Annotated in this window: 23 protein-coding genes, 1 rRNA gene and 1 riboswitch; of the genes, 8 read left to right on the top strand and 16 right to left on the bottom strand. The window is 69.5% G+C overall.

Translation table 11 applies throughout. The features are described 5' to 3' along the window. The first annotated feature begins 147 nt into the window (after nt 1-147). The 3 genes from AB0M63_RS20585 to AB0M63_RS20595 all read left to right on the top strand — a co-directional run bounded on the left by AB0M63_RS20585 (nt 148) and on the right by AB0M63_RS20595 (nt 4,600). On the top strand, nt 148-1,719 hold the full coding sequence (locus tag AB0M63_RS20585; RefSeq protein WP_366020364.1) for a Na+/H+ antiporter: 1,572 nt from the start codon (nt 148-150) through the stop codon (nt 1,717-1,719). Nucleotides 1,720-2,023: 304 nt separating this feature from the next. Beyond that, on the top strand, nt 2,024-3,979 hold the full coding sequence (locus tag AB0M63_RS20590) for an amino acid transporter (RefSeq protein ID WP_355903796.1): 1,956 nt from the start codon (nt 2,024-2,026) through the stop codon (nt 3,977-3,979). Nucleotides 3,980-4,078: 99 nt separating this feature from the next. After that, a complete protein-coding gene (locus AB0M63_RS20595; protein ID WP_355903793.1) occupies nt 4,079-4,600 on the top strand; it encodes a hypothetical protein in 522 nt (173 codons plus the stop codon). Here AB0M63_RS20595 and AB0M63_RS20600 read toward each other — a convergent pair. Further along, entirely contained in the window at nt 4,578-5,168 is a 591-nt protein-coding gene (locus AB0M63_RS20600) for a DUF1707 domain-containing protein (protein WP_366020365.1), read from the bottom strand. The genes AB0M63_RS20595 and AB0M63_RS20600 overlap by 23 nt on opposite strands. Nucleotides 5,169-5,266: 98 nt before the next feature. Between AB0M63_RS20600 and AB0M63_RS20605 the strand changes: the two genes are divergently transcribed. Continuing rightward, a complete protein-coding gene (locus tag AB0M63_RS20605) occupies nt 5,267-5,662 on the top strand; it encodes a helix-turn-helix transcriptional regulator (protein WP_355903787.1) in 396 nt (131 codons plus the stop codon). A 21-nt stretch (nt 5,663-5,683) separates the two neighbouring features. Here AB0M63_RS20605 and AB0M63_RS20610 read toward each other — a convergent pair whose 3' ends face one another. The 3 genes from AB0M63_RS20610 to AB0M63_RS20620 form a co-directional block, all read right to left on the bottom strand. Continuing rightward, nucleotides 5,684-6,844, bottom strand: a complete 1,161-nt coding sequence (locus AB0M63_RS20610) for an NAD-dependent formate dehydrogenase (RefSeq protein WP_366020366.1) — start codon at nt 6,842-6,844, stop codon at nt 5,684-5,686. A gap of 115 nt (nt 6,845-6,959) precedes the next feature. Then, a complete protein-coding gene (locus AB0M63_RS20615; protein ID WP_355903781.1) occupies nt 6,960-7,892 on the bottom strand; it encodes a LysR family transcriptional regulator in 933 nt (310 codons plus the stop codon). Then, nucleotides 7,849-8,364, bottom strand: a complete 516-nt coding sequence (locus AB0M63_RS20620; protein WP_355903778.1) for a molybdopterin-dependent oxidoreductase — start codon at nt 8,362-8,364, stop codon at nt 7,849-7,851. The genes AB0M63_RS20615 and AB0M63_RS20620 overlap by 44 nt, the downstream gene beginning before the upstream one ends. A gap of 205 nt (nt 8,365-8,569) precedes the next feature. Here AB0M63_RS20620 and modA point away from each other — a divergent pair, with 205 nt between their 5' ends. Genes modA through AB0M63_RS20635 form a run of 3 tightly spaced genes read left to right on the top strand, consistent with a single transcriptional unit; the run spans nt 8,570 to nt 11,324 of the window. Next, nucleotides 8,570-9,397, top strand: a complete 828-nt coding sequence (gene modA / locus AB0M63_RS20625) for a molybdate ABC transporter substrate-binding protein (protein WP_355903775.1) — start codon at nt 8,570-8,572, stop codon at nt 9,395-9,397. An 11-nt stretch (nt 9,398-9,408) separates the two neighbouring features. Further along, the gene (modB, locus tag AB0M63_RS20630) at nt 9,409-10,266 is read left to right on the top strand and encodes a molybdate ABC transporter permease subunit (protein WP_355904462.1); all 858 of its coding nucleotides are present in this window, start codon (nt 9,409-9,411) and stop codon (nt 10,264-10,266) included. Further along, on the top strand, nt 10,263-11,324 hold the full coding sequence (locus AB0M63_RS20635; protein ID WP_366020367.1) for an ABC transporter ATP-binding protein: 1,062 nt from the start codon (nt 10,263-10,265) through the stop codon (nt 11,322-11,324). Before modB ends, AB0M63_RS20635 begins: the two co-directional genes overlap by 4 nt. A gap of 47 nt (nt 11,325-11,371) precedes the next feature. Here AB0M63_RS20635 and gcvP read toward each other — a convergent pair whose 3' ends face one another. Next, entirely contained in the window at nt 11,372-14,257 is a 2,886-nt protein-coding gene (gene gcvP, locus AB0M63_RS20640; protein ID WP_366020368.1) for an aminomethyl-transferring glycine dehydrogenase, read from the bottom strand. Between the two features lie 180 nt (nt 14,258-14,437). After that, a riboswitch (glycine riboswitch) is annotated at nt 14,438-14,533 on the bottom strand. Nucleotides 14,534-14,647: 114 nt separating this feature from the next. Between gcvP and AB0M63_RS20645 the strand changes: the two genes are divergently transcribed. After that, the gene (locus AB0M63_RS20645) at nt 14,648-15,019 is read left to right on the top strand and encodes a PRC-barrel domain-containing protein (RefSeq protein WP_355903766.1); all 372 of its coding nucleotides are present in this window, start codon (nt 14,648-14,650) and stop codon (nt 15,017-15,019) included. On the opposite strand, the gene AB0M63_RS20650 is transcribed toward AB0M63_RS20645, so the two are convergent. The 11 genes from AB0M63_RS20650 to rrf all read right to left on the bottom strand — a co-directional run. Then, nucleotides 14,941-16,413, bottom strand: coding sequence for a DNA polymerase IV (locus AB0M63_RS20650; RefSeq protein WP_366020369.1), 1,473 nt, complete (start codon nt 16,411-16,413; stop codon nt 14,941-14,943). The two genes, AB0M63_RS20645 and AB0M63_RS20650, sit on opposite strands and share 79 nt — an antisense overlap. Before the next feature lie 56 nt (nt 16,414-16,469). Further along, entirely contained in the window at nt 16,470-17,114 is a 645-nt protein-coding gene (locus AB0M63_RS20655) for a MerR family transcriptional regulator (RefSeq protein WP_355903760.1), read from the bottom strand. A 215-nt stretch (nt 17,115-17,329) separates the two neighbouring features. Further along, complete coding sequence (locus tag AB0M63_RS20660; RefSeq protein ID WP_006123076.1) at nt 17,330-17,803, bottom strand: bifunctional nuclease family protein; 474 nt, start codon at nt 17,801-17,803, stop codon at nt 17,330-17,332. An 85-nt stretch (nt 17,804-17,888) separates the two neighbouring features. Beyond that, complete coding sequence (locus tag AB0M63_RS20665; protein WP_355903757.1) at nt 17,889-18,626, bottom strand: MerR family transcriptional regulator; 738 nt, start codon at nt 18,624-18,626, stop codon at nt 17,889-17,891. 44 nt (nt 18,627-18,670) lie between these two features. Continuing rightward, the gene (locus tag AB0M63_RS20670) at nt 18,671-19,552 is read right to left on the bottom strand and encodes an FHA domain-containing protein (protein ID WP_355903754.1); all 882 of its coding nucleotides are present in this window, start codon (nt 19,550-19,552) and stop codon (nt 18,671-18,673) included. A gap of 61 nt (nt 19,553-19,613) precedes the next feature. Next, complete coding sequence (locus tag AB0M63_RS20675; protein ID WP_355903751.1) at nt 19,614-20,450, bottom strand: DUF881 domain-containing protein; 837 nt, start codon at nt 20,448-20,450, stop codon at nt 19,614-19,616. 5 nt (nt 20,451-20,455) lie between these two features. Further along, on the bottom strand, nt 20,456-20,788 hold the full coding sequence (locus tag AB0M63_RS20680) for a small basic family protein (RefSeq protein WP_019059351.1): 333 nt from the start codon (nt 20,786-20,788) through the stop codon (nt 20,456-20,458). Continuing rightward, nucleotides 20,785-21,621 (bottom strand): DUF881 domain-containing protein, encoded by an 837-nt coding sequence (locus AB0M63_RS20685; RefSeq protein ID WP_366020370.1) that lies wholly within the window; start codon nt 21,619-21,621, stop codon nt 20,785-20,787. Before AB0M63_RS20685 ends, AB0M63_RS20680 begins: the two co-directional genes overlap by 4 nt. Before the next feature lie 167 nt (nt 21,622-21,788). After that, complete coding sequence (locus tag AB0M63_RS20690; protein ID WP_355903744.1) at nt 21,789-24,284, bottom strand: mannose-1-phosphate guanyltransferase; 2,496 nt, start codon at nt 24,282-24,284, stop codon at nt 21,789-21,791. A 114-nt stretch (nt 24,285-24,398) separates the two neighbouring features. Next, entirely contained in the window at nt 24,399-25,007 is a 609-nt protein-coding gene (locus AB0M63_RS20695) for a CDP-alcohol phosphatidyltransferase family protein (RefSeq protein WP_355903741.1), read from the bottom strand. 110 nt (nt 25,008-25,117) lie between these two features. Beyond that, nucleotides 25,118-25,212: ribosomal RNA gene (rrf, locus tag AB0M63_RS20700) — 5S ribosomal RNA — on the bottom strand; the annotation flags it as partial.

Raw genomic sequence — 25,212 nt, forward strand, 5'->3', positions numbered from 1 at the left:
GGGACTCTTACGGCCCGTAGGCGCTGCTCCCAAGGACGTTGACGCTGTCTTGACGGCCCCCGGCCGGGTTAGGGTGACCGCGGTGTGCCGGGAAGTCTGGTCGGCGGGGAGTCCGCATGGGCTCGTCCGAGGCCCCAGGGGGACGGCATGCGCAGCGTCGGTACGGTTCTCGCTCTCGTGGTGCTGGCGACGCTGGTGGCGACGTTCGCCCGCCGGTGGCGCATCCCGGCGCCTTCCCTGCTGGTGGTCGCAGGTCTCGCCGTAGCGCTGCTGCCTGGCACCCCGCCGATCGAGATCAGCCCGGACGTGATCGGCCTGGTGGTCCTGCCGCCGTTGCTCTACGCCAGTGCCGAGGATGTGCCCTGGCGCGAGCTGAAGGCGGTGTGGCAGCCGGTCGGGATCCTCGCGATCGGCCTGGTCCTGGCGTCCGCGGCGGCGGTGGGCTGGGTGGCGTCGCGGGTGACCCCGCTGTCCTGGCAGATGGCGTTCGTCCTCGGCGCGGTTCTGGCCAGCACCGACCCGGTCGCGGTCACCGCGCTGGGCCGACGGCTGGCGCTGCCGCCCAGGGTCCAGGTGCTCGTCCAGGCGGAGTCCCTGTTCAACGACGCGACCTCGCTGGTCCTGTTCCGGGTCGCGGTGAGCATCGCCGTGGCCTCGGCCGCGGCCGACTGGGGCGCGGCGGGCGATGAGTTCGTCGTGCTGGCGGGCGGCGGCACGGTCATCGGCGCGGCCGTCGCCTACGTCGTGACGCTGATCCGGCGACGCACCGAGGACCCGGTCCTGGAGACGGTGATCGCCCTGGTCACGCCGTACGCGGCCTACGTCCTGGCGGAGGGCGCCCACACCTCCGGCGTCACCTCGGTCGTGGTGGCGGGCGTGGTGCTGGGCGGTCGCGGCGACCGGCTCACCAACGCCCGTATCCGACTCCAACTGCACGCCGTCTACGGCACGGTGGTGTTCCTGCTGGAGAGCGTGGTGTTCTCGCTGATCGGACTCGCGCTGCCGGCCCAGGTGCGGGCGCTGTCCGACGGCGACCGGGCGTGGCCGCTGTACGCGCTCGCGGTGGCGGGCACCCTGATCGCCGTACGACTGCTGTGGCTGGCGCCCCTGTCGGCGGTGGTGCAGCGCAAGGGCGGGACGCACCGGGTGAACTGGCGGGTGCCGATGGTGCTGACCTGGGCGGGCACCCGAGGGGTCCTTCCGCTGGCGGCGGCCCTGTCGATCCCGGAGGTGACGAAGAGCGGCGCCACGCTGGCCGACCGCCCCCTGGTCCTGGTCCTCACCACCTCGGTCGTGGTCGTCACCCTCGTCGTGCAGGGCTTCACGCTCGCCCCGGTGGTCCGCCGCTCCGGCATCGCCCTGGAACCCGACCACACGGAACGCGAAGAGGCCTCCGCCCGCTGCCGGTTGGCCGACGCGGGCATCCGCCGCCTCGACGAACTCGCGGAACTGGAAGCCGTACCCGACGTGGTCCTCGACCGCCTCCGCCGCGGCCTGAACGCCCGCCTCGACGACGCCCGCGACCGCCTCTCCGACGACAACGGCGTAGCCCACACGGAATCCGCCGACCTGGTCTACCGCCAGCTCCGCCGCGACCTGATCGCCGTCGAAGCGGTGGAACTGCAACGCCTCTACGACGACCACTCCATCAGCGACACGACCCGCAGGCGGCTCCAGCGGTCCCTGGACCTGGAGGAGGCGAGGCTGGCGGACGTCTGACGCGGCGGGGCTCCGGGCAAGCAGCGCCCATCCCACTCCGGACCACCCGGCATGCCGTAACGCTCGGTATCCGCCAACGATCACCGCCCGCCCGCGCTCCCCATACAGCCCAACCCGCCCCAGATCGGCCCCGGCCACCTCTTCCTGATGCGCTCCTGCCGTCCACCCGGCCAGTCTTAACGGAAGATTGACGCCCACGACCCCCTCATCCATGGGCCCACGCGTCACTCTCCGCTTACGCTGGTGCCGCCGTCCGCGTGATGGCCGGAAACCGCACGCTGACCCGCACCTCAGGAGCACGCCGATGGCCACGACCGAACACCCTCCTCCCAGTCGCCTGCGCGCCTGGATGCTGGAGGGGCTGGCCGACATGGGCAAGGGCGGGCAGGCCGCGAGGACCGCACCGGAACCCGAGCAGCACGCCCACCAGGGCCAGCGCTGGTGGCGGGTGATGTGCCTGACCGGCGTCGACTACTTCTCCACCCTCGGCTACCAGCCGGGTATCGCGGCCCTCGCGGCCGGACTGCTCTCCCCGGTCGCGACGATCGTGCTGGTGGTGGTCACCCTGGCCGGCGCCCTGCCGGTGTACCGACGGGTCGCCGAGGAGAGCCCGCACGGCGAGGGTTCCATCGCGATGCTGGAGCGGCTGCTGTCGTTCTGGAAGGGCAAGCTCTTCGTCCTCACCCTGCTCGGGTTCGCGGCGACCGACTTCCTGATCACCATCACCCTGTCGGCGGCTGACGCCTCCACCCACCTCGTGGAGAACCCGCATCTGACGAACGCCCTGCACGACAAGCAGATGCTGATCACGCTCGTCCTGGTCGCCCTGCTCGGCGCGGTGTTCCTCAAGGGCTTCCTGGAGGCGATCGGCGTCGCCCTGTACCTTGTGGCGATCTACCTGAGCCTCAACGTGGTGGTCGTGGTCGTCGGCATGTGGCACGTGCTCACCGAGGCCCATGTGGTCACCGACTGGACCAGCGCCCTGACCACCGAGCACGGCAACGTCTTCGCGATGGTGGGCGTCTCCCTGCTGGTCTTCCCCAAGCTGGCGCTCGGGTTGTCCGGCTTCGAGACCGGCGTGGCCGTCATGCCGCACGTCGAGGGCGACCCCGACGACACCCACGAGAACCCCAAGGGCCGGATCCGGGACACCAAGAAGCTGCTGACGACCGCCGCGCTCATCATGAGCGTGTTCCTGATCGCCACCAGCTTCATCACCACCGTGCTCATCCCGGAGAAGGAGTTCAAGGCCGGCGGTGACGCCAACGGCCGTGCGCTCGCCTATCTCGCGCACCAGTACCTGGGCAACGGCTTCGGCACGGTCTACGACCTCTCGACCATCGCCATCCTGTGGTTCGCCGGCGCCTCCGCGATGGCCGGTCTGCTCAACCTGATGCCGCGCTATCTGCCCCGCTACGGCATGGCCCCGCACTGGGCCCGCGCGGTGCGCCCGATGGTGATCGTCTTCACGCTGATCGCGTTCCTGGTCACCTGGATCTTCGACGCCAGCGTCGACGCCCAGGGCGGCGCCTACGCCACCGGCGTCCTGGTCCTGATGTCCTCGGCCGCGATCGCGGTGACCATCGCGGCCCACCGTGCCCGCCAGCGCAACTGGACGGTCGCCTTCGGGGTCGTCTCGGCCGTCCTGCTCTACGTCACCGTCGTGAACGTCATCGAACGCCCCGACGGTGTGAAGATCGGCGCCTGCTTCATCGCCGGCATCATCCTGGTCTCCCTGCTGTCCCGGCTGGCCCGCGCCTTCGAACTCCGCGTCACGAGCGTGCAGTTGGACCCCATGGCGGAACGTTTCATCCGGGACATGGCCAGCCGCAAGATCCGCTTCGTCGCCAACGAGCCCGACAACCGCGACAAGGCCGAGTACCGCGACAAGATCGAGCAGATCCGCAACGACAACGACATCCCCGGCGAGGACTTCGTCTTCGTCGAGGTGACGGTCCTCGACGCCTCCGAGTTCGAGGCGGGCCTGACCGTGCGCGGCGAAGTACTGCACAACCGCTACCGGGTGCTGACCCTGGAGTCCTCCTCCATCCCGAACGCCCTGGCCGCGCTGATGCTGCACGTCCGCGACACGACCGGCTGCACCCCGCACATCTACTTCGAGTGGACCGAGGGCAACCCCTTCGCCAACTTCCTGCGCTTCTTCCTCTTCGGCCAGGGCGAGGTCGCCCCGGTCACCCGCGAGGTCCTGCGCGAGGCGGAACCGGACCGCACCCGGCGCCCGCGCGTGCACACCGGTTGAGGACGGCACCGTAAGAGACACGACAAAATCCGGTCGCGCAGCGTAAGAGGCCCGTCAGCGGCCCACACGGCGCGTGCGCGGCGGCCTACGGTCGGCCTCATGCGGCACAGCACCCCACCACCGGACCCGGCCGGCGACCGCCACTGGCGCGGCGACGCCCGGCTGGCGGCGGGCTGCGCGCTCGGCTTCCTCGGCATGACCCTGCTGGTCGACTGGGACGCGGGCACCCTGACCCTGACCCGCGCGCTGCTGTGGTTCGCCATGTCGGCGACGCTCTGCGCCGTCCTGCTGCCGCACCGCGTCACCGCCGGCCCCGGCTGGCTCACGGTGGACAGCCCGCTGCTGCGGCGCACGGTGCACACGGACGCGCTGACCGTCGTACGGCAGTACGGCGATGTCTCCGCCCGTCTGGTCCTGCGGGACGCGCACGGGCAATGGCTCGAACTCGACCCCCGGGTCCTGGTCGCCAACCCGCTGCTCTGGCACGAACTGGACACGGGCATACGGCACTCGATGGAGCGCGGCACGCTGCTTCAGGGCGCCGATGTCCGGTGTCACCTGGGCCATCTGATCGACGACGAGACGGCGCGGTCGGTCCTCAGGGCGTCGGGGATTTCCTGACCGCGTGCCGGGTCCTGCGCACCAGGACCTTCCCGAACCCGATCTGCCCGACGATCTCGATCCGCAGGTCGACCTGGGCCCCCGCGTCACCGGGCCCACGTGTCTTGACCTTGCCGTAGCCGGTCACCAGCGAGTCGGTGTCGACCACGACACCCGGCCCGATGATCAGCCGCAGCTTGCCCAGCTGCATGTCCAGGTCGATGCGCAGGGTGTCCTGGGTGATCACCGCCTGGGTGAAGTCGAGCGTCACATCGCCGAGGTGCGAGACGATCTCCAGCCGGCGAGGCACCACCCAGCCGTCACCGCGCCGCGTCGAACTGCCGCGCTGCTCGATCCGGCCGACGTCCTTGACCTCCACCGCGCCCGTCTCCGCCGTCACCGGCAGGTCGGCCGTCAGGACCGCCAGCTCCCCCAGTGTGCGGGCGGTCAGGGCCGCCTCCACGCGCTCGTCGAGCTCCTCGGCGGTCAGCCGTCCGTCGCCGGCGGCGCCGGTCAGCACGTCCACGACGCGGTCCCGGTCCGCATGCGAGGCCCGCAACCCGGTCGTGCTCGTCAGCTCACCCGACATACCCTCACCCCGATCGACGCCCTGGCGCTATATCGCGTTATACCCCAGAGCCGATCCCCCGTCCACCGCCTCTCGTCCGTGGCCCTAGGGTGGCGCGTATGCAGTCCTACACAATCGGCCAGGCGGCGCGGCTGCTCGGCGTCAGCCCGGACACCGCACGCCGGTGGGCGGACGCGGGGCGGGTGACGACCCACCGCGACGAGGGCGGGCGCCGGCTCATCGACGGGGTCGCCCTGGCCGCGTTCTCGGTCGAGTTGGCGAAGGCGGGCGGTGTCGAGGAGGACCCTTCCTACACCTCGGTGCGCAACGCCTTCCCCGGCATCGTCACCGCGATCAAGCTCGGAGATGTCGCGGCCCAGGTCGAGATCCAGGCGGGCCCGCACCGGCTGGTCTCGCTGCTGACCCGGGAGGCCGTCGAGGAACTCGGCCTGGAAGTCGGCATGGAGGCCACCGCCCGCGTGAAGTCGACGAACGTACATATCGACCGTGTGTGAGGCGTGCGGTGGCCCCGGCCGTCACTTGTTGACGGAGTACGAGTGGGCGCCGGTACCGGCCAGCGCGCCCCCGTCCACGATCAGGTACTCGTCGCGGATCGGCCGCCCGGCGAAGAAGGCCTCCAGGATCTCCCGGGTGCCCGCCGCGTACCGGGCCTGCGCCGACAGCGAGGAGCCGGAGATGTGCGGGGTCATCCCGTGGTGCGGCATGGTCCGCCACGGGTGGTCGGCCGGGGCCGGCTGCGGGAACCACACGTCACCGGCGTAACCCGCCAACTGCCCGGCGCGCAAAGCCCGGTCGACGGCGTCCCGGTCGACGATCTTCGCCCGCGCGGTGTTGATGAGATACGCGCCGCGCTTCATCTGCGCCAGCAGCTTGTCGCCGAACAGCCCTTCCGTCTCGGGGTGCAGCGGCGCGTTGATCGTCACGACGTCGCAGTGCGGCACCATGTCGGCGGCCGACTCGTGCCAGGTGAGCCCGAGTTCCTCCTCGGTCTCGCGCGGCAGCCGGTACCGGTCGGTGTAGTGCAGCTTCACGTCGAAGGGCGCGAGCCGCCGCAGCACCGCGAGCCCGATCCGCCCGGCGGCGACCGTGCCGACGTGCATGCCTTCGAGGTCGTACGAACGGGCCACGCAGTCCGCGATGTTCCAGCCGCCGTCGAGCACGACCTGGTGGGACGGCAGGTAGTTGCGGACGAGGGAGAGCGTCATCATCACGACGTGCTCGGCGACGCTGATGCTGTTGGAGTACGTCACCTCCGCGACCGTCACGCCGTGCGCGACCGCCGCGTCGAGGTCGACGTGGTCGGAGCCGATACCGGCGGTGACCGCGAGCTTGAGGTTCTTGGCGGCGGCGATCCGCTCGGGGGTCAGGTACGCGGGCCAGAACGGCTGGGAGATCACGATGTCAGCGTCGGCCAGCTCACGGTCGAAGACCGAGCCCTCGCCGTCCTTGTCGGAGGTGACGACGAGGGTGTGCCCGGCGGCCTCCAGGTAGGCGCGCAGGCCGAGTTCACCGGAGACGCTGCCGAGGAGCTGCCCGGGCGTGAAGTCGACGGCCTCGGGGGTGGGGGTGGTCTGGCCGCCCGGGTAGTGGTCGATCACGGGCAGGTCGTCGCGGGCGTACGAGGTCGGGTATCCGTCGGTGGGGTCGTCGTACAGGACACAGAGAACCTTGGCCATGTCGCGGCTCCTCAACTCCGTTGGCGGAAGATGCACTTCACGATCCTCGGAGGGAATCGCCCTGGTCAAAGCGAACGTTGCTATGCCGGGATAGCCCGCTTCTATCAGCGGTCGCTCAGCGGCTGTCGCCCAGGTAGGTGTGCAGGAGTTCGTCCAGCGCGTCCCGTACGCCCGCCTCCCTCGCGACCTTCAACAAGGCTTCCGCCAGCACGGATTGGGGCTCGGTGCGGGGGACGACCAGGCCGACCCGGGGACCGTGCGCGGGCCCGTTCAGCGGCACCACCCGCATCCCCTCGGGTACGTCGAACATGTGGAGCCACGCGTGCGAGATCACGCTGGACCAACGCCCGCCGGGCAGCAGCGTGTAGAGCCCGGCGACGCTGTCCGACTCGATCGCCGGGGACGCCGTGGCACCCTCGGCGGCGAAGCACTCGTCCATGATGCGGCGGTTGCGCATCCGCGAGTTGAGCAGGCAGAGGGGAAGGGTGGCCGCCTGGGCCCAACTGGCCCTGGCGACGCCGCCGAGCGGGCCGTCGACGGGCGTCAGGAGGACGTACCGCTCCTCGTAGAGCGGGAAGCGGCGGACGTTGCGCAGGGTGTCGTCGTCCAGGTAGGTCATCGCCGCGTCCAGCTCGAACTCGGCGAGCCCGTGGGTGATGTCGACGGACGCCAGCGACTCCAGGGCGACCCGAGCCCGGGGGTGCCGTTCGCAGAACGGGGTGGTGAGCAGGGAGGCGGCGGGCAGCGCGGTGGGCACCACGCCGAGCCGCAGGGTGCCGGTCAGTCCGCCGCGCAGGGCGGACAACTCCTGGTGCAGGGCGTCCCGTTCGGCCAGGATGCGGTGCGCCCAGGCCAGCACCACCTCACCCTCCGGGGTCAGCCCCTCGTACCGTCTGCCGCGCCGCACGATCGGCACGTCCAGCTCGTGCTCCAGGCGGCGGATCGCGGCCGACAGGGAGGGCTGCGAGACGTAGCAGGCCGCCGCGGCGCGCGCGAAGTGCCGCTCACGGGCGAGCGCGACGAGATACTCCAGCTGACGGAGCAGCATCACCAACCTCCCGTGCAACGTGCAGGTCAGGCGCCACGCCGTATCCACCGTCCACCCGTATCGCACTGATCCCACTGATGTGCCGGGCCCCGCAACGGTCCTGCGGAAGCACCAGTTGCGGTCCCGCGCGGTCGAGCGGGGTGTCGTCGATGCTGACAGCGAGCAGAACAGGGGCATGAGCGAAGTCGGGATCGATCTCGGCCCACGACAGCAGTGCGTGGTGCCCGTCCGCACCGCTCACCGCGATGAGGAAGCGCAGCCGGTCCTTGCGGCGGACGGGGTCGAAGCCGGGACCTGCCGCGGACAGGACGTCGTAGAGGCGCGGTCCCGTGAAGCGGTGCACCTGGGTGCCGCTGGTGGCGCACTCGAAGCTGACCCGCACCCGGTGCAGCGGCCAGTCGAACAGGTCCGGCACGGTCAGCCGGGCGGGCCGGGCGAGGTCCCCCGTCAGGTCGAGCTGCGCGAGCGTCACGAGCCACCACCTCCCGGAATGTGGTACCCGGACGGCAGTCCCGTACAAACGCACATGCGCACCCCGCAAGCGAATAGTGCAGCTCATGCGATGCGACAGGAGACTTACACCTTGCATATGCGGCAGTATCATCGCGGCACGGCTGTTGCGGCCGGGCAAGGGCGCGACGACCCCTTATCAGCAGAATCAGAGGAGTAGAACCGTGATGACCCGTTCCGCGCGTCGGACCCGCCGGACCCTTCAGGTGGCCGGCGCCGGCTCCGCCGCGCTGTTGGCCCTGAGCGCCTGCTCGTCCAACGACGACTCCTCCTCCACGAAGTCCGACACCTCCGCGTCGGCGTCCGCGTCGACGAAGCTGTCCGGCACCGTCACCGTCTTCGCCGCCGCCTCGCTCCAGGAGTCCTTCACCACCCTGGGCAAGGAGTTCGAGAAGGCGCACCCGGGCACCAAGGTCACCTTCAACTTCGGCGGCAGCGACACCCTCGCGGCCAGCATCACCGGTGGCGCCCCGGCCGACGTGTTCGCCGCCGCGAGCCCCAAGACGATGGCGATCGTCACGGACAAGGGCGACGGCGTCGGCACGCCGGCCACGTTCGTGCGCAACCAACTGGAGATCGCCACGCTGCCGGGGAACCCCGACAAGGTGGCCTCCCTGAAGGACCTCACCAAGTCCTCGCTCAAGGTCGTGCTGTGCGACAAGACGGTGCCGTGCGGCGCCGCCGCCCAGAAGGCGCTGACGGCGAGCAAGCTGAAGCTCACCCCGGTGTCGTACGAGGCGGACGTCAAGTCGGCCCTGAACAAGGTGGTGTTGAAGGAGGCCGACGCGGCGGTCGTCTACAAGACCGATGTGCACGCCGCCGGCAGCAAGGTGGAGGGCGTGGAGTTCCCCGAGTCCGCCAACGCCATCAATGACTACCCGATCACCCTTCTGAAGAACGCGCCCAACGCCGTAGCCGCCAAGGCGTTCATCGCGCTCGTGCAGTCCGCCGAGGGCCAGAAGGTGCTGTCCGCGGCAGGCTTCCTCAAGCCGTGACCCAGCAATCCGTGACCCGGCTCGACACCTCCGACGCCGCGGCCGAGACCCTGAAGGGCGGCCCGCGGCGTCGCCGTGTCCGGATGACGGGCCGCGGCGTGCCGCTCCCCCTTCTGGTGCCCGCGCTGGTGGGCCTGGCGTTCCTGCTCCTCCCGCTGATCGCCCTCCTCGTGCGGGCTCCATGGCGGTCCCTGCCGGGCCAACTGACCAGCACCCAGGTCTGGCAGGCGCTCCAGCTCTCCCTGCTGAGCGCGACGGCGGCGACGGCGGTGTGCCTGGTCCTGGGCGTGCCGCTGGCCTGGCTGCTGGCCCGCACTGAGTTCCCCGGCCGTCGCCTCGTCCGGGCCCTGGTGACACTCCCGCTGGTCCTGCCCCCGGTGGTGGGCGGTGTTGCGCTGCTCCTGGCCCTCGGCCGCAACGGTGTCGTGGGCCAGTGGCTCGACTCGTGGTTCGGCATCACCCTCCCCTTCACCACGACCGGCGTCGTGGTCGCGGAGGCGTTCGTGGCGATGCCGTTCCTGGTCATCAGCGTCGAGGGCACCCTGCGTGCCGCCGACCCGCGCTACGAGGAGGCGGCCCAGACCCTGGGCGCCTCCCGCTTCACGGCGTTCCGCCGGGTCACCCTCCCGCTGATCGCCCCCGGCATCGCGGCCGGCGCGGTCCTCGCCTGGGCCCGCGCGCTCGGCGAGTTCGGCGCGACGATCACCTTCGCCGGCAACTTCCCCGGCCGCACCCAGACCATGCCCCTCGCGGTCTACCTCGCCCTGCAGAACGACCCGGAGGCCGCGATCGCCCTCAGCCTGGTCCTGCTGGCCGTGTCGATCGCGGTCCTGGCGGGACTCCGCGACCGCTGGATGACCGCCTCATGAGCGACCTCACCGCGACCGACGAGGGCCTCGACGCCCATCTCGTCGTGGACCGCGGCACCTTCCGCCTCGACGTCTCCCTGACCGCCGCACCGGGAGACGTGGTCGCCCTGCTCGGCCCCAACGGCGCCGGAAAGACGACCGCGTTGCGCGCCCTGGCCGGCTTGGTCGATCTGACGGCCGGTCATCTACGGCTGGACGGCGCGGTGTTGGACCGTACGCCGCCGGAATCCCGCCCGGTCGGCGTCGTCTTCCAGGACTACCTCCTCTTCCCTCACCTCACCGCCCTCGACAATGTCGGCTTCGGCCCGCGCTGCCAGGGCGCGACCAAGGCGGAGTCCCGCGCGGTCGCCGCCGAGTGGCTGGACCGCATGGGTCTCGCCGAGCACGCAGGCGCCAAGCCCCGCAGACTCTCCGGCGGCCAGGCCCAACGCGTCGCCGTCGCCCGGGCGTTGGCGACGCGCCCGCGCCTCCTGCTCCTCGACGAACCCCTCGCCGCCCTGGACGCCCGCACCCGCCTGGACGTACGGGCCCAACTCCGCCGCCACCTGGCCGAGTTCGAGGCGGTCGCGGTCCTGGTCACCCACGACCCCCTGGACGCCATGGTGCTGGCCGACCGGCTGGTCGTGATCGAGCACGGCACGGTCGTCCAGGAAGGCGCCCCCGCCGACATCGCCCGCCACCCGCGCACGGACTACATCGCCCAGCTCGTCGGCCTCAACCTCTACAAGGGCCGGGCCGACGGTCACACGGTCACGCTCGACACCGGCCCCGCGATCACCACCACGGAGGACCTCACCGGCGAGGTGTTCGTCGCCTTCCCGCCCAGCGCGGTGACCCTGTTCCGCGACCGTCCCACCGGCTCCAGCGCCCGCAATCTCTGGCGCTGCGAGGTCACGGGCCTGGAGACCCACGGCGACCAGATCCGCACCGCCCTCACCGGCGAACTCCCCCTGGCCGCCGACCTCACCACGGTCGCCGCCGCCGAACTGGACCTGCATCAGGGCGCATCGGTCTGGGCGACGGTCAAGGCGACCCAGACGCACGCGTATCCGGCGTAACGCGAAGGGGGCTCCCGCCAAAACGGAAGCCCCCTGTCACTCAACCATCAGTCCTCGTACGCGTCCAACGGCGGGCACGAGCACACCAGGTTCCGGTCGCCGAAGGCCTGGTCGATCCGGCGCACCGGCGGCCAGTACTTGTCCGCGACGGAGACACCGGCCGGGAAGACTGCCTCCTCACGCGTGTACGCGTGCTCCCACTCCCCGCCGAGCGCGGCGGCGGTGTGCGGGGCGTTGCGCAGCGGGTTGTCCTCGGCCGGCCACTCCCCCGCGCCGACCTTCTCGATCTCTCCCCGGATCGCGATCATCGCCGCGCAGAACCGGTCCAGTTCGATCAGGTCCTCGGACTCCGTCGGCTCGATCATCAGCGTCCCGGCCACCGGGAACGACATCGTCGGCGCGTGGAAGCCGTAGTCGATGAGCCGCTTGGCGATGTCGTCGACGCTGACGCCGGTCGCCTTGCTGATCGGCCGCAGGTCGATGATGCACTCGTGCGCGACGAGGTCACCGGGCCCGGTGTACAGCACCGGGTAGTGCGGCTCAAGGCGCTTGGCGATGTAGTTGGCGCTGAGGACCGCCACCTGCGTGGCCCGCTTGAGCCCCTCGCCGCCCATCAGCCGGACGTACGCCCACGAGATCGGCAGAATGCCCGCCGAACCCCACGGAGCCGCCGAGATCGGCCCGACGCCCGTCTCCGGACCGGCGGCCGGCTGCAAGGGGTGGTTCGGCAGATACGGCGCCAGGTGCGCGCGCACTCCGACCGGCCCGACACCGGGACCGCCGCCGCCGTGCGGAATGCAGAACGTCTTGTGGAGATTCAGATGCGAGACGTCCCCGCCGAAGTGGCCCGGCTTGGCAAGCCCCACAAGGGCGTTGAGGTTGGCGCCGTCGACGTAGACCTGCCCGCCGGCCTCGTGGACCTGCGCGCAGATGTCGGCGACGTGCTCCTCGAACACCCCGTGCGTGGACGGGTAGGTGATCATCAGCACCGCCAACTCCTCGCGGTACTGCTCGATCTTCGCCCGCAGATCCTCGACGTCGATCTCGCCGTCCTCGGCGGTCTTCACTACGACGACCTTCATGCCCGCCATCACCGCGCTCGCGGCGTTGGTGCCATGGGCGGACGACGGAATCAGACACACGGTCCGCTGCTCGTCGCCGTTCGCGCGGTGGTATCCGCGGACGGCGAGCAGCCCGGCCAACTCGCCCTGCGAGCCGGCGTTGGGCTGCAACGACACCTTGTCGTACCCGGTGACCTCGGCGAGCCGCTCCTCCAACTCCCGGATGAGCGTGAGATATCCCTGCGCCTGCTCGGCGGGCGCGAAGGGGTGCAACTGCCCGAACTCGGGCCAGGTGACCGGCTCCATCTCGGTGGTCGCGTTGAGCTTCATGGTGCAGGAACCGAGCGGGATCATGCCCCGGTCGAGCGCGTAGTCCCGGTCGGCGAGCCTGCGCAGATAGCGCAGCATCGCGGTCTCGGAACGGTGGTCCCGGAAGACCGGGTGCGTGAGATAGGCGTCGGTGCGCAACAGCGCCTCGGGCAGCGTGTCCTCGGCACTCGCGTCCAGCGCCTCGATGTCCGCGTCGACCCCGAACGCGGTCCATACGGCGGCCAGTTGGGCGCGTTTGGTGGTCTCGTCGCAGGCGATCGACACCTGGTCCGCGTCCACGAGGTGGAGGTTGACCCCGTTCTCGCGGGCGGCGGCGACGACCTCGGCGGCCCGGCCCGGCACCCGCGCGGTCAGCGTGTCGAAGTAGCCGCCGTGCACGACCTCGACGCCACCGGCGGTGAGTCCCGCGGCGAGGATCGTGGCGTATCGGTGGGTGCGCCGCGCGATGCCCTTCAGCCCCTCGGGCCCGTGGTAGACGGCGTACATCCCGGCCATGACGGCGAGCAGCACCTGAGCGGTGCAGATGTTGCTGGTGGCCTTCTCGCGGCGGATGTGCTGCTCCCGCGTCTGCAGGGCGAGCCGGTAGGCCTTGTGCCCGTCGGCGTCGACGGACACCCCGACCAACCGCCCGGGCAGGCTGCGCGCGAACTTCTCGTGCACGGCCATGTATCCGGCATGCGGCCCGCCGAAGCCCATCGGCACCCCGAAGCGCTGCGTCGTACCGACCGCGATGTCCGCGCCCAGCTCGCCCGGCGACTTCAGCAGCGTGAGCGCGAGGAGATCGGCGGCGACGGTGACGAGCGCACCGAGCGCGTGCGCCTGCTCGATGAGCGGCTCGATGTTCCGTACGGCACCGGAGGCGCCCGGGTACTGCACGAGCACACCATTGATCTCACGCTCGGCGAGCTCGGCCGGGATGCCGTCACTGAGGTCCGCGACGACGACCTCGACGCCGGCCGGCTCGGCCCGGGTCTCGATCACGGCGATGGTCTGCGGCAGCGCGTCCGCGTCGACCAGGAAGAGACCCTTCTTGTTCTTGCCCATGCGCCGCGAAAGGGCCACCGCCTCCGCGGCGGCCGTCCCCTCGTCGAGCAGCGACGCACCGGACGTCGGCAGTCCGGTCAGGTCGGCGACCATGGTCTGGAAGTTCAGCAGCGCTTCGAGCCGCCCCTGGGAGATCTCCGGCTGGTACGGCGTGTACGCGGTGTACCAAGCCGGGTTCTCCATGACGTTGCGCAGGATCACGGGCGGGGTGAAGGTCCCGTAGTAGCCGAGCCCGATCATGGAACCGAGGACCTCGTTGCGGTCCGCGAGGGAGCGCAGCTCGGCCAGTACCTCGGCCTCGGTGCGGGCACCGGGCAGGTCGAGGGCGTCGGCGTTCTTGATCACATCCGGGACGGCGGCGGCCGTCAGCTCGTCGAGCGAGCCGTAGCCGACCTGCGCGAGCATCTTGGCCCGCGCTTCCTGGTCGGGCCCGATGTGGCGCTGCTCGAACGGAATGCCCTGTTCGAGCTCGGAGAGCGAAGTGCGAGGGGCGATCATTTGGGAGGCCTCCTGGTCGGTCACGACCTTCGGGGGACACCACGACAGTGGGGTGCCCGGACGGCCTCCCCCTCTGTCATCTCAACCTGAGAGCTTCACCGGTCACCCGAGGGTCACCGGCTTTCACCGTCGGTGAGAGCGAGGGCCGTCGTCGGCACCCGCCCTGCTTTCCAGAGTGACCTCGTCCGTGCGGTACGTGAGCCTGAGAGATTCCGGGGAGGATTTGCTCCTTCGGCGCCTCCGATGAAGTCTGGAGGACTCTCCCGCACGGGGTCAGCAGCCGCTCGCCAGCCTACCAGCGAGCGTTGAGGCCGGGCTTTCGAGTGGCCACCTTCACCAATGTGCTCTTTTGTAGTGCTTACGGATGAGTTGCGACCAGGAGGAGGGACCGTGCAGACCGATATCGATCCGCGCAACCTGATCGGCCGCAAGGCGTTCGACCGCACCGGCGCCAAGATCGGCACGATCGACGAGGTCTACCTCGACGACGCGACCGGCGTACCGGAGTGGGCGGCCATACGCACCGGCCTCTTCTCCAGAGACGCCTTCGTCCCCCTGGAGCCCAGCGAACTGATCGAGGGCTCCCTGCACATCCCCTTCGAGCGCTCCCTGATCAAGGACGCCCCCGACTTCGGCGTGGGCCGCCACCTCTCCCCCGACCAGGAACTCCAGCTCTACCACCACTACGGCCTGGACGTGGGCCCACCTCCCTCGCTCCCGGACCACGACTTCGGCAAGCTGGCGGGCTCGGACGACTCCTGAGGCGAAACCCCGGGACCTGGCCCCACCTGCGGCACCGGCCCGGCCGGTGAGACATCGGGGCGTCGGCTCACCAGCGGCAGCGGTTCCGCCGGCGCCAGCTCCGGATCGTCGGTCCGGAACGTCCGCACCCGCCCGGGCCCCGCGTCCTCGGGCGCCTCGAACCGCACCGTGACCCGTCCCAGCCCGCTGCCCTGCACCCACCCGTGCCCGAACCTGGCGTGGTGCACATCGTGTCCCGAAGGCCAGCGCCGCTCCACGACCGCCGACTGCTCCTCTCCGGCCTCCTCCGGGTGTTCCTCCTCAAGAAGGTCCGCCTGCTCCCCCGCCGCCTGCGCGAACAGGTCCTCCTGCGTGTAGTCGGCAAGCCCGGAGACCCCCACCCCGAGCAGCCGGACCCCGCCCGTGGTGTCCACGGAGTCCAGCAACCGGGCCGCCGCCTCCCGCACCACCCCGGGGTCGTCGGTGGGCCCGCGCAGCGTCTCGGACCGGGTGAGCGTGGAGAAGTCGTACCGCCGCACCTTCAGCACAATGGTCCGCCCCGACAGCCCGGCGCTCCGCAACCGCCGCACGCACCGGTCGGCCAGCCGCTGCACCTCGAGGCCCACCCGGATCCGGTCGTGGATGTCCACGTCGTAGGTGTCCTCGACGGAGACGGACTTGGTCTCCCGCTCGGCCACCACGGGCCGCTCGTCGTGCGCCAGCGCCATGGCGTACAGCGCGTGGCCGTGCGCCTTGCCGACGAGGCGTACGAGCTCGTCCTCGCCCGCCTCGGCGATCTCGTCGACCGTGGTGATCCCGGCCCGCCGAAGGTGATCACCGGTCGCCGGCCCGACCCCGGGCAGCGTGCGCACCGACAGCGGTCCGAGCAGTGCACGCTCGGTCCCGGGCTCGATCAGCACCAGCCCGTCGGGCTTGGCCCGCTCCGAAGCGATCTTGGCGAGCATCTTGGAGGCGGCGAGTCCCACCGACCCGGTGAGCCCGGTGACCGCCCGTATGTCGGCGCGCAGCCGCGCCCCGGTGAGCTGCGCCGAGGTGGCGTCCCAGGCCGCTCCCCCAGCCTCCAGGTCCACGAACGCCTCGTCCAGGCTCAGCGGCTCCACCAGCGGCGACAACGCCCGCAGCAGCCCCATGACCTGCTCGCTGATCGACCGGTAGAACCCGAAGCGCGGCACGAGATACGCGGCGTTCGGGGCGAGCCGGCGCGCCTGGGCCATGGGCATCGCCGAGTTCACCCCGAAGACCCGTGCCTCGTACGACGCGGTGGCGACCACTCCGCGCGGCCCGAGCCCGCCCACGACGACGGCCTTCCCGCGCAGGCTCGGCTTGGACGCCTGCTCCGCCGAGGCGAAGAAGGCATCCATGTCGAGATGCAGGATCGTGGGCGCGGTTCTCACATCTCCGATGCTGCCCTACGCCACTGACAATGCCCCGCTACGGCTCCTGCCGGGCCTCAGACGGCCCGGTTGCGCCGCCTGGCCAGCTCGTCCGCGGGGTTGACCCCGACGAGCGTCTCGCCCGTGTCGACGCGCTCCCCGTGCAACTGCGACAGGGCCTTCTCGACATCCCGCCACACCACTCCCACGGCGATCCCGAAGACACCCTGGCCGCCCTGGAGCAGAGCGTGGACCTCGTCCGGCGAGGTGCACTCGTAGACCGTGGCGCCGTCGCTCATCAGCGTCATGCGCTCCAGATCGCGGAAGTCGCACTCCCTCAGGTGCAGCACTGCGCTGCGGATGTTCTGCAGTGACACACCCGTGTCGAGGAACCGCTTGACGATCTTCAGGACGACGACGTCCCGGAAGCTGTAGAGCCGCTGCGTCCCCGACCCGTGTGCGGGCCGCACGCTGGGCTCCACGAGCCCGGTACGTGCCCAGTAGTCGAGTTGCCGATAGGTGATGCCGGCCGCCGCACAGGCCGTCGGGCCCCGGTAGCCGATCTGCTCGGACGCCATGGACGTCGCCCCTCCGCTGCTCGGCACGGCAGTGGGTCGATGTGGAGCGTGATCGGCCGCACTGCCATGAAGCGGGTACGGACCACTGTCCCCGAAACTGCGTTCCGGGGCACCCCCAGCCGTACCGTCGCCGCTGCTTCTCACGCCGACCTCCGTCCTTGACCTGCCTTCTCGACGGTAGGCAGTCACCAGGGGTGCGTCAACGATCGCCACACTCGGCACGCCGAGTGATAATCACCCTAGGAGTGGTTTCCCGTACCCCACCGCGGGGAAAGGCTAGCCGAATGCGCTCGCGGGGAGCCGCAGGACGCTCTCACTCGCCGGTGGCAAATGCCGGCATTTCTCCGCCGGCCGGCGTCTCACTGGCTGTTGGTGCCGAAGTCCTCGGGCGAGATCTGGTCGAGGAACTCGCGGAACTTCTCCACCTCGTCCTCCTGCTCGTCCGGGATCGCGATGCCCGCGTCGTCGAGCACACCGTCACTGCCGTAGATCGGCGTGCCGGTGCGCAGCGCAAGCGCTATGGCGTCGGACGGGCGGGCGCTCACCTCGACGCCACTGGCGAACACCAGCTCGGCGTAGAAGACGCCCTCACGCAGATCCGTGATGCGCACTTCGGTCAGCTCCTGGCCGACGGCCTCCAGCACGTCCTTGAACAGGTCGTGAGTCAGCGGTCGCGCGGGGGCCATGCCCTGCTGTGCGAAGGCGATCGCCGTCGCCTCCCCGGGCCCGATCCAGATGGGGAGGTAGCGGTCGCCTCCCACTTCACGCAGGAGCACGATCGGTTGGTTGGAGGGCATTTCGACCCGGACACCTACGACATCGAGCTCGTTCACACAGCAACCCTAGGCCGTGCCCGGGACGTTTGGGTAGTCGGGCCGAGAACGGGTGGCCGATCCGACGGCCACGAGCCCGTCCCGCTCAGGGCAGGCGCACACCGAGCGCGGTCTGCACCAGCGCGGCGTGCAGCTTCACCGTGAGCCCCGCCAGCTCCTTCGTACGAGCCTCGGCGTGGGCCCTGGTCTGCGGATTGCGGTGGCGCTTCAGCGGGGCCACCACCTGGTCGACAAGCCCGGCCTCACGGTCGGCGGCCGCCTTCATCACCCGCAGATGGCGTGGCTCGATCCCGAACCGCCCCAGTTCGAGAACAAGTCCGGCCACGGTGACCGCCTCGGCGTCATAGACCCCGTCCGGCAGCGGAGCGATGAGTCCGTACGACTCCCACTCGTCGAGTTCCCGCTCACCGATGCCGGCGGCGGCCAGCAGCTCGGCCCGCCCGATCCGGGCCGCCGTGGGCCCCTCCACGGGCTCCAGGACGACCTCGCCGTCCCGCTGGCGCCCCACCGTGGGCAGCGGGGCGGCCTCTCCGCGCTCCATGGCGTCGAGGTGCTCCCGGATCACCTTGAGCGGCAGATAGTGGTCCCGCTGCATCCTCAGGACGTGGCCGAGGCGCTCGACATCGGCGGGACTGAACTTGCGGTACCCGGAAGGGGTCCGCTGCGGCTCGATGAGGCCCTCCGACTCCAGGAAACGGATCTTGGAGATGGTGACCTCGGGGAACTCGTCGCGCAGCACGTTCAGCACCGTGCCGATGCTCATCAGCCCAGTGTCCGCGGCGGCGGTACCGTGCCCGGCACCGCCGCTCGGTGTTTGAAGCATGGACCTTCCTGGGGGGATCCCCCCGGACCCAGTCCGAGGGAGGGTCAGTAGCCCCGCTGGCTCGCGTAGAACACCAGCCGGTACTTGCCGATCTGCACCTCGTCACCGTTCGCCAGCGGCACCGAGTCGATGCGCTCGCGGTTGACGTACGTGCCGTTCAGGCTGCCGACGTCGGCGACGGTGAACGCGCCGTCAGGGCTGCGCCGGAACTCCACGTGTCGGCGCGAAACCGTCACGTCGTCCAGGAAGATGTCGCTCTGCGGATGACGGCCGGCCGTGGTCAGCTCGCCGTCCAGCAGGAAGCGGCTGCCCGAGTTCGGCCCGCGGCGGACCACCAGCAGCGCCGAGCCCAACGGCAGGGCGTCGACGGCGGCCTGCGCCTCCGGAGAGAGCGCGGGCGTCTGCGTCTGGCCGGTGACCTCGGCGTCGTAGGCCTCAAGACCGGAGATGGAGATCGTGGAGGTCGTCTCGGACGGACGCTCCGGGGTCGCGCCGGGCCGCAGCGGCGCACCACAGTTGGAACAGAAGCGGCTGTTCTCCGCGTTGCGGTTACCGCACCTCGTACACACCAGGGCCGACATAGGGGAAAACCCTCCACCCGTACTTGAGGTTGACGGTTGCCCGAAACCTATGTCGCCGGACTGCGCAGGGTCAACCGACGGCGCGCCCTGGCCGCCGACCTGGTCGCGGAACAGCGGACGCTGACCCTCCGCATCCGGTTGTGCGCGGTGGCGAGCGGTCTGATTGTCGCTGCTCTCTTTCGCGCTCTTGCCGAACAACTTCGCAAACAACTTCACGGGCGATTCCCCTTGACCGAAACAGACCCGCCCGTGGGGCAGGACGAACCCTGATTGAACACACCGGTCGACCCGGACATCCTCACAACGTCCGTATCCACCAGACAGTTTCCACCACGCACCACCCAATCGGTGCGTCGACCCCCCGCAACCTCATGCCCTCGCCTGACGGTCCCCATGCACCCCCGGTTCACCGGGAGGACGACCGAGCGTAGTCAGGCTGCTTCGCCGCTCGCAAGGCATCCACAACGATCTTGCTCGACCGCTCGACGGTGACGGTGGCCTGCTCCTTCTCAAGAGTCTGCACCACACCTCCAGGGATGTTGAGCGCCGGTTCGAGATCCTGCGGCTTGCCGATGACCTTGAAACGATACGGAGCGTTGATCTTGTTCCCGTCGACACTCACGCTCTTGCCCGAGTCCGTCAGATAGGTGCCGGCCACGACCCGCACACCGTTCACCTGGATCGCCTCCGCGCCGGCCGCGCGCAACTCCTGGACCGCATCGAGCAGCATGTCCGCCTCGACCGTTCCCTTCGTGTCGTCGATGGTCATCGTGATGCCGGGTCCCTGCGCGGCCACGGTGCCCGCCAGAATGCCGAGTTGCTTCTCCTTCTCGGCCGTCTGCTTGCGGGCCTCCTCGGCCTGGTCGGAGCTGTTCTCCAGCTCGTCGCGCTGTTTCTGCAGACCCTGCTTCTCGTCCTCAAGACGCTGAGTACGGTCGTCCAGTTCATCGAGAATGCGAACAAGATCTTCCTGGCGGGCTCCACGCAACGCGCTGTCGCTGTTGCTGTTCGAGGCGACCTGCACGGCGAGCCCGAATCCGAGGCCGAACAGCAGCACGGCGACGATGAGTTGGGCTCGGCTGGCACGGGGTGGCCACAGCCCCTGCACCAGCCGCTGCCGACCGGTCACGGTGGGGCCGGACTTCTCCTCGGTGACCGGAGTCTCCGCGGAAGCGGACGCCGCCACCTCCTCGGGCAGTTCCCTGCGCAGCCTGTTCTCCGGCCGCTCCTCCTCGTGGCTCATCGGCCTCACGCCCGGAAGACGTGCCGACGAATGGCCGCGGCGTTGGAGAAGATACGGATACCGAGAACGACCACCACACCGGTGGACAACTGGGCGCCGACGCCCAACTTGTCGCCCAGGAACACGATCAGCGCGGCCACGACCACGTTCGACAGGAACGACACCACGAAGACCTTGTCGTCGAAGATGCCGTCGAGCATGGCCCGCAGACCACCGAAGACCGCGTCGAGCGCCGCGACGACCGCGATCGGCAGATAGGGCTCGACAACCACCGGCACCTCAGGCCGGACCAGGATTCCGGCCACCACTCCCACGATGAGGCCCAGTACGGCGATCACGATGTGCCCTTCTCAGTTCTCGGCTGTGCTGTACGTACGATCACACTCGGCGCGGCGGGCAGCCGGAGATCGCTCTCCACGGCGATGGTCGCCCTGATGTCGTAGTTCTCTTCCAGGGCGTGCAGATATAGCCCGTCGGCACCGTTCTGGAACCTGGTGCTCAGCCGTTGGCCGTCCCCCACCGCGAGAACCGTGTAGGGCGGCACCAGTGGCTTGTTGTCGACCAGTATCGCGTCACCCGCGGCCCTGATCGCGGACAGTGCCGTCAGCCGCTGCCCGTTGATGGAGACGGCCTCGGCGCCCGCCGCCCACAGTCCGTTGACGACGCGCTGCATGTCGCGGTCGCGCACCCGCCCGGTATCGGAGAAGTCAGCGGTCTCACGCGGGTTGTCGCCCCCGCCACTGCTGGCTTCCTTCGCGTCGTCGACGACGAGCCGCACCCCAGGACCGTGCACCGCGGTCGCGCCGGACAGCATGCTCACCAGGTCCGCCTGGCCACTGCCACCGCTCGTCTTGAGCGCCGCCCGCTGGCGTGCGCTCACATCGTCCCGGAGTGTGTCGACGGTGCCTTCCAGCTTGTCCGCCGACGCGGTCTCCTTGTCGATACGGTCGATCAGTTCCTGCCGCTCCTTGGCCACCACAGGGGCGGCCACCCGCGCCTGTGCCGCTCCCAGGGTCACGACGAGGGCCGCCAGCACCAGGCCGGCGGCGAGCCCGAGCTTCGCCCGGAGGGTCTTCGGCATACCGCTCGCGCCCGCGGCCTTCTTCCGGGCGGCCGCCTCGGCGTAACCGTCGTCGAGGCTGTGGTCCATGACGTTGGTGAGCAGCGACATGGAGGCGTCCGGACGCGAAGGTCGCGTGGATGTGCTCCGAACGGGGGGCTGCTGCGGCATGCCGCACATCGTCGCACGTGGTGGCCTGTACCTCCGAATGGCCCCACCGGCGTGCCGGACAGGCCCCCTTGGGGAGGCATGTCCGGCACGCGCGCGTGCTCCGTGTTCTACCGTCCGGCGCTGTCCACGACCGCCGACCACTCGTCCAACAGGGCCTGGGCGGAGGCGTCGTCGGGCCCTTCGGCCCACAGATGCGTGACCGCCTCGGCGGGGTCGGGCAACACCATCACCCAGCGCCCGTCGGTCTCCACGACCCGTACCCCGTCCGTGGTGTCGACAAAGCGATCACCGGCCGCCTCGACGACCCGCCGCATCACAAGTCCCTTGACGGCCCAGGGGGTCGCAAGGTCCCGCTTGAGGACGTGCGCCCTCGGAATCCGGGCGTCGATCTGGCTCAGCGTCAACTGTGTCCGCGCCACCAGCCCGATGAGCCGTACGAAGGCCGCCGCGCCGTCGAAGACACTGCTGAACTCCGGGATGATGAACCCGGCCTTGCCGTCGCCGCCGAAGATGGTCGACTCGTCGCGCCCGACCCTGGTCAGGTCGTCCGGCGAGGTCGTCGTCCACTCGACCTGCGTCCCGTGATAGGCCGCCACCTGCTCGGCGATCCTCGTGGTGGTCACCGGCAGCGCCACCCGCCCGCTGCGCCGCTCCGCGGCCACCAGGTCGAGCATCACGAGCAGGGCCCGGTCGTCCTCGACGATCCGCCCCTTCTCGTCGACGAGCGACAACCGCTCGCCGACCGGGTCGAACCGCACTCCGAACGCGGCCCGCGCCGAGGCCACGATCTCACCGAGCCTGACCAGCCCCGATCGCCGTGTATCGGCGGTCTCGGTCGGCCTGGACTCGTCGAGCCCCGGGTTGATCGTCAGCGAGTCCACCCCGAGCTTCCCGAGCAGACTGGGCAGCACCAGTCCGGCGCTGCCGTTCGAAGCGTCCACCACGACCTTCAGGCCGGACTCGGCGATCCCGGTCGTGTCGACATTCCGCAGCAACGACCCGGTGTACGAGTCGAAGACACTGGCCGGGAAGTGCAGGTCCCCGATCTCGCCGGGGAACGCCCGCCGGTACTCCTGGCGCGCGAACACCCGGTCCAGCTTGCGCTGACTCCCCTGCGAGAGATCGGCGCCCTGGCTGTCGAAGAACATGATGTCGACGGAGTCCGGCACCCCGGGTGTGGTCCGGATCATGATCCCGCCGGCACTGCCCCGCGCGGTCTGCTGCCGGGCCACGGGCAGCGGTACGTTCTCCAGGTCCCGTACGTCGATGGCGCTGGTCTGCAAGGCGGAGATGACCGCCCGCTTGAGAGCACGGGCACCTCGGGAGTGGTCGCGGGCCGTGGTGACCGTGGAGCCCTTCTTCAGGGTCGTGGCGTAGGCACCGGCGAGGCGCACCACCAGCTCCGGCGTGATCTCCACGTTCAGGATCCCGGACACACCACGCGCACCGAAGAGATGCGCCTGACCTCTGGACTCCCAGATGACCGACGTGTTGACGAAGGCGCCGGCTTCGATCGTCTTGAACGGGTAGACCCGCACATTGCCCTGCACGATCGATTCTTCACCGATCAGGCACTCGTCACCGATGACAGCGCCGTCCTCGATCCGGGCGGCGCGCATGATGTCGGTGTTCTTCCCGACGACACAACCACGCAGATTGCTGTGCTGGCCGACGTACACGTTGTCGTGCACCACGGACTTGTGCAGAAAAGCCCCGGTCTTCACGACGACGTTCGAGCCGACGACGCTGTGCTCACGAATCTCAGCGCCGGCCTCGACCTTGGCGTAGTCACCGATGTAGAGCGGCCCGCGGAGAACCGCGTCGGGGTGCACCTCGGCACCTTCGGCCACCCACACGCCCGGCGACAGCTCGAAGCCGTCGATCTCGACGTCGACCTTGCCCTCCAGGACATCGGCCTGCGCCTTCACATAGCTCTCGTGAGTGCCGACGTCCTCCCAGTAGCCCTCGGCGACAAAGCCGTAGACCGGCTTGCCCTCCTTCATCAACTGCGGGAAGACATCGCCGGACCAGTCGACGGGAACGTCGGCCTCGACATAGTCGAAGACTTCGGGCTCCATCACATAGATGCCCGTGTTCACGGTGTCCGAGAAGACCTGGCCCCAGGTCGGCTTCTCAAGGAAACGCTCGACCTTTCCCTCTTCGTCGACGATGGTGATGCCGAATTCCAGCGGATTGGGCACCCGGGTCAGACAGACCGTGACCAGCGCACCCTTTTCCTTGTGGAAATTGATGAGTTCGGTGAGGTCGAAGTCGGTCAGGGCATCACCGGAGATGACGAGGAAGGCATCGTCCTTCAACGCCTCTTCGGCGTTCTTGACGCTTCCGGCGGTACCGAGTGGCTTCTCCTCATTGGCATACGAGAGCTCCATGCCAAGCTCTTCGCCGTCACCGAAGTAGTTCTTGACCAGCGAGGCCAGGAACTGGACGGTGACTACGGTCTCATTGAGCCCATGCCTTTTCAGCAACCTCAGCACGTGCTCCATGATCGGTCGATTGACCACGGGCAACAGCGGCTTGGGCATGCTTGAGGTCATGGGGCGAAGGCGTGTGCCTTCGCCTCCGGCCATCACGACGGCCTTCATGTCGGAAGCGTCCTCCTCTGCGAGACGACGGTCTAGCCGACTTCACCAGTCCAGATTGTCCCGCACTTTTGCGCAACGGGCCATCGAGCGACTGTTACCGCCCCATCGGCAAGGTCAGTCGGCCATGGCGTCCGCACGCAACAGGCGGCGGACTTGTACCACGTACAGGACTCCTGCCCACCAGTAGAGCGTTGTACCCCATCCTGCGAACGCCCATCCGAAAATCGCTGCGAGTGACGGAAGCCATCCACTTCCGTCACTGAGCAGCAACAACGGGAACGCGTACATCAGGTTGAACGTGGCGGCCTTGCCCAGGAAGTTCACCTGCAACGGCGGATAGCCATGCCGCCTGAGGATGCCCACCACCACCAGCAGAACCAGCTCTCGCGCAAGCAGTACGGCGGTCAACCAAATTGGCAGAATCTCGCGCCAGGTGAGCCCAACCAGAGTCGAGAGGATGTATAGCCGGTCCGCGGCGGGATCAAGAAGCCGGCCGAGGCTGCTGATCTGGTTCCAACGACGCGCGAGCTTGCCGTCCAGGTAATCACTGACCCCACTCAGCATCAGCACCAGAAGCGCCCAGCCGTCGCTCTTGGGGCCTCCGAACTCGGGCCTGAGGATCAGCCACAGGAAGATGGGTACGCCGACGAGGCGCGCCATGCTGAGGATGTTCGGGATGGTGAGCACCCGGTCTGTCTGGACGCGGGTCTCCTGGACCTCCACCCGGGGGCCTCCTGTGGGAAAACGAGCCAACGATGCCCCCTGACCCTACCCCAACGCAAAAAAGCTCTGGCTCTTGGGCTGCGTGCCCAAGAGCCAGAGCTCTAAAAGGAGTTCGGCGGCGTCCTACTCTCCCACAGGGTCCCCCCTGCAGTACCATCGGCGCTGTAAGGCTTAGCTTCCGGGTTCGGAATGTAACCGGGCGTTT

Source organism: Streptomyces sp. NPDC051576 (genome assembly GCF_040681835.1).
GTDB lineage: Bacteria > Actinomycetota > Actinomycetes > Streptomycetales > Streptomycetaceae > Streptomyces.

Excerpts from the sequence above, each read along its gene's own strand:
- AB0M63_RS20585 (WP_366020364.1), top strand. The coding sequence starts at position 148 with ATGCGCAGCGTCGGTACGGTTCTCGCTCTCGTGGTGCTGGCGACGCTG.
- AB0M63_RS20590 (WP_355903796.1), top strand. The coding sequence starts at position 2,024 with ATGGCCACGACCGAACACCCTCCTCCCAGTCGCCTGCGCGCCTGGATG.
- AB0M63_RS20595 (WP_355903793.1), top strand. The coding sequence starts at position 4,079 with ATGCGGCACAGCACCCCACCACCGGACCCGGCCGGCGACCGCCACTGG.
- AB0M63_RS20600 (WP_366020365.1), bottom strand. The coding sequence starts at position 5,168 with ATGTCGGGTGAGCTGACGAGCACGACCGGGTTGCGGGCCTCGCATGCG.
- AB0M63_RS20605 (WP_355903787.1), top strand. The coding sequence starts at position 5,267 with ATGCAGTCCTACACAATCGGCCAGGCGGCGCGGCTGCTCGGCGTCAGC.
- AB0M63_RS20610 (WP_366020366.1), bottom strand. The coding sequence starts at position 6,844 with ATGGCCAAGGTTCTCTGTGTCCTGTACGACGACCCCACCGACGGATAC.
- AB0M63_RS20615 (WP_355903781.1), bottom strand. The coding sequence starts at position 7,892 with ATGCTGCTCCGTCAGCTGGAGTATCTCGTCGCGCTCGCCCGTGAGCGG.
- modA (WP_355903775.1), top strand. The coding sequence starts at position 8,570 with ATGACCCGTTCCGCGCGTCGGACCCGCCGGACCCTTCAGGTGGCCGGC.
- AB0M63_RS20635 (WP_366020367.1), top strand. The coding sequence starts at position 10,263 with ATGAGCGACCTCACCGCGACCGACGAGGGCCTCGACGCCCATCTCGTC.
- gcvP (WP_366020368.1), bottom strand. The coding sequence starts at position 14,257 with ATGATCGCCCCTCGCACTTCGCTCTCCGAGCTCGAACAGGGCATTCCG.
- AB0M63_RS20665 (WP_355903757.1), bottom strand. The coding sequence starts at position 18,626 with ATGCTTCAAACACCGAGCGGCGGTGCCGGGCACGGTACCGCCGCCGCG.
- AB0M63_RS20675 (WP_355903751.1), bottom strand. The coding sequence starts at position 20,450 with ATGAGCCACGAGGAGGAGCGGCCGGAGAACAGGCTGCGCAGGGAACTG.
- AB0M63_RS20685 (WP_366020370.1), bottom strand. The coding sequence starts at position 21,621 with ATGTCGCTGCTCACCAACGTCATGGACCACAGCCTCGACGACGGTTAC.
- AB0M63_RS20690 (WP_355903744.1), bottom strand. The coding sequence starts at position 24,284 with ATGAAGGCCGTCGTGATGGCCGGAGGCGAAGGCACACGCCTTCGCCCC.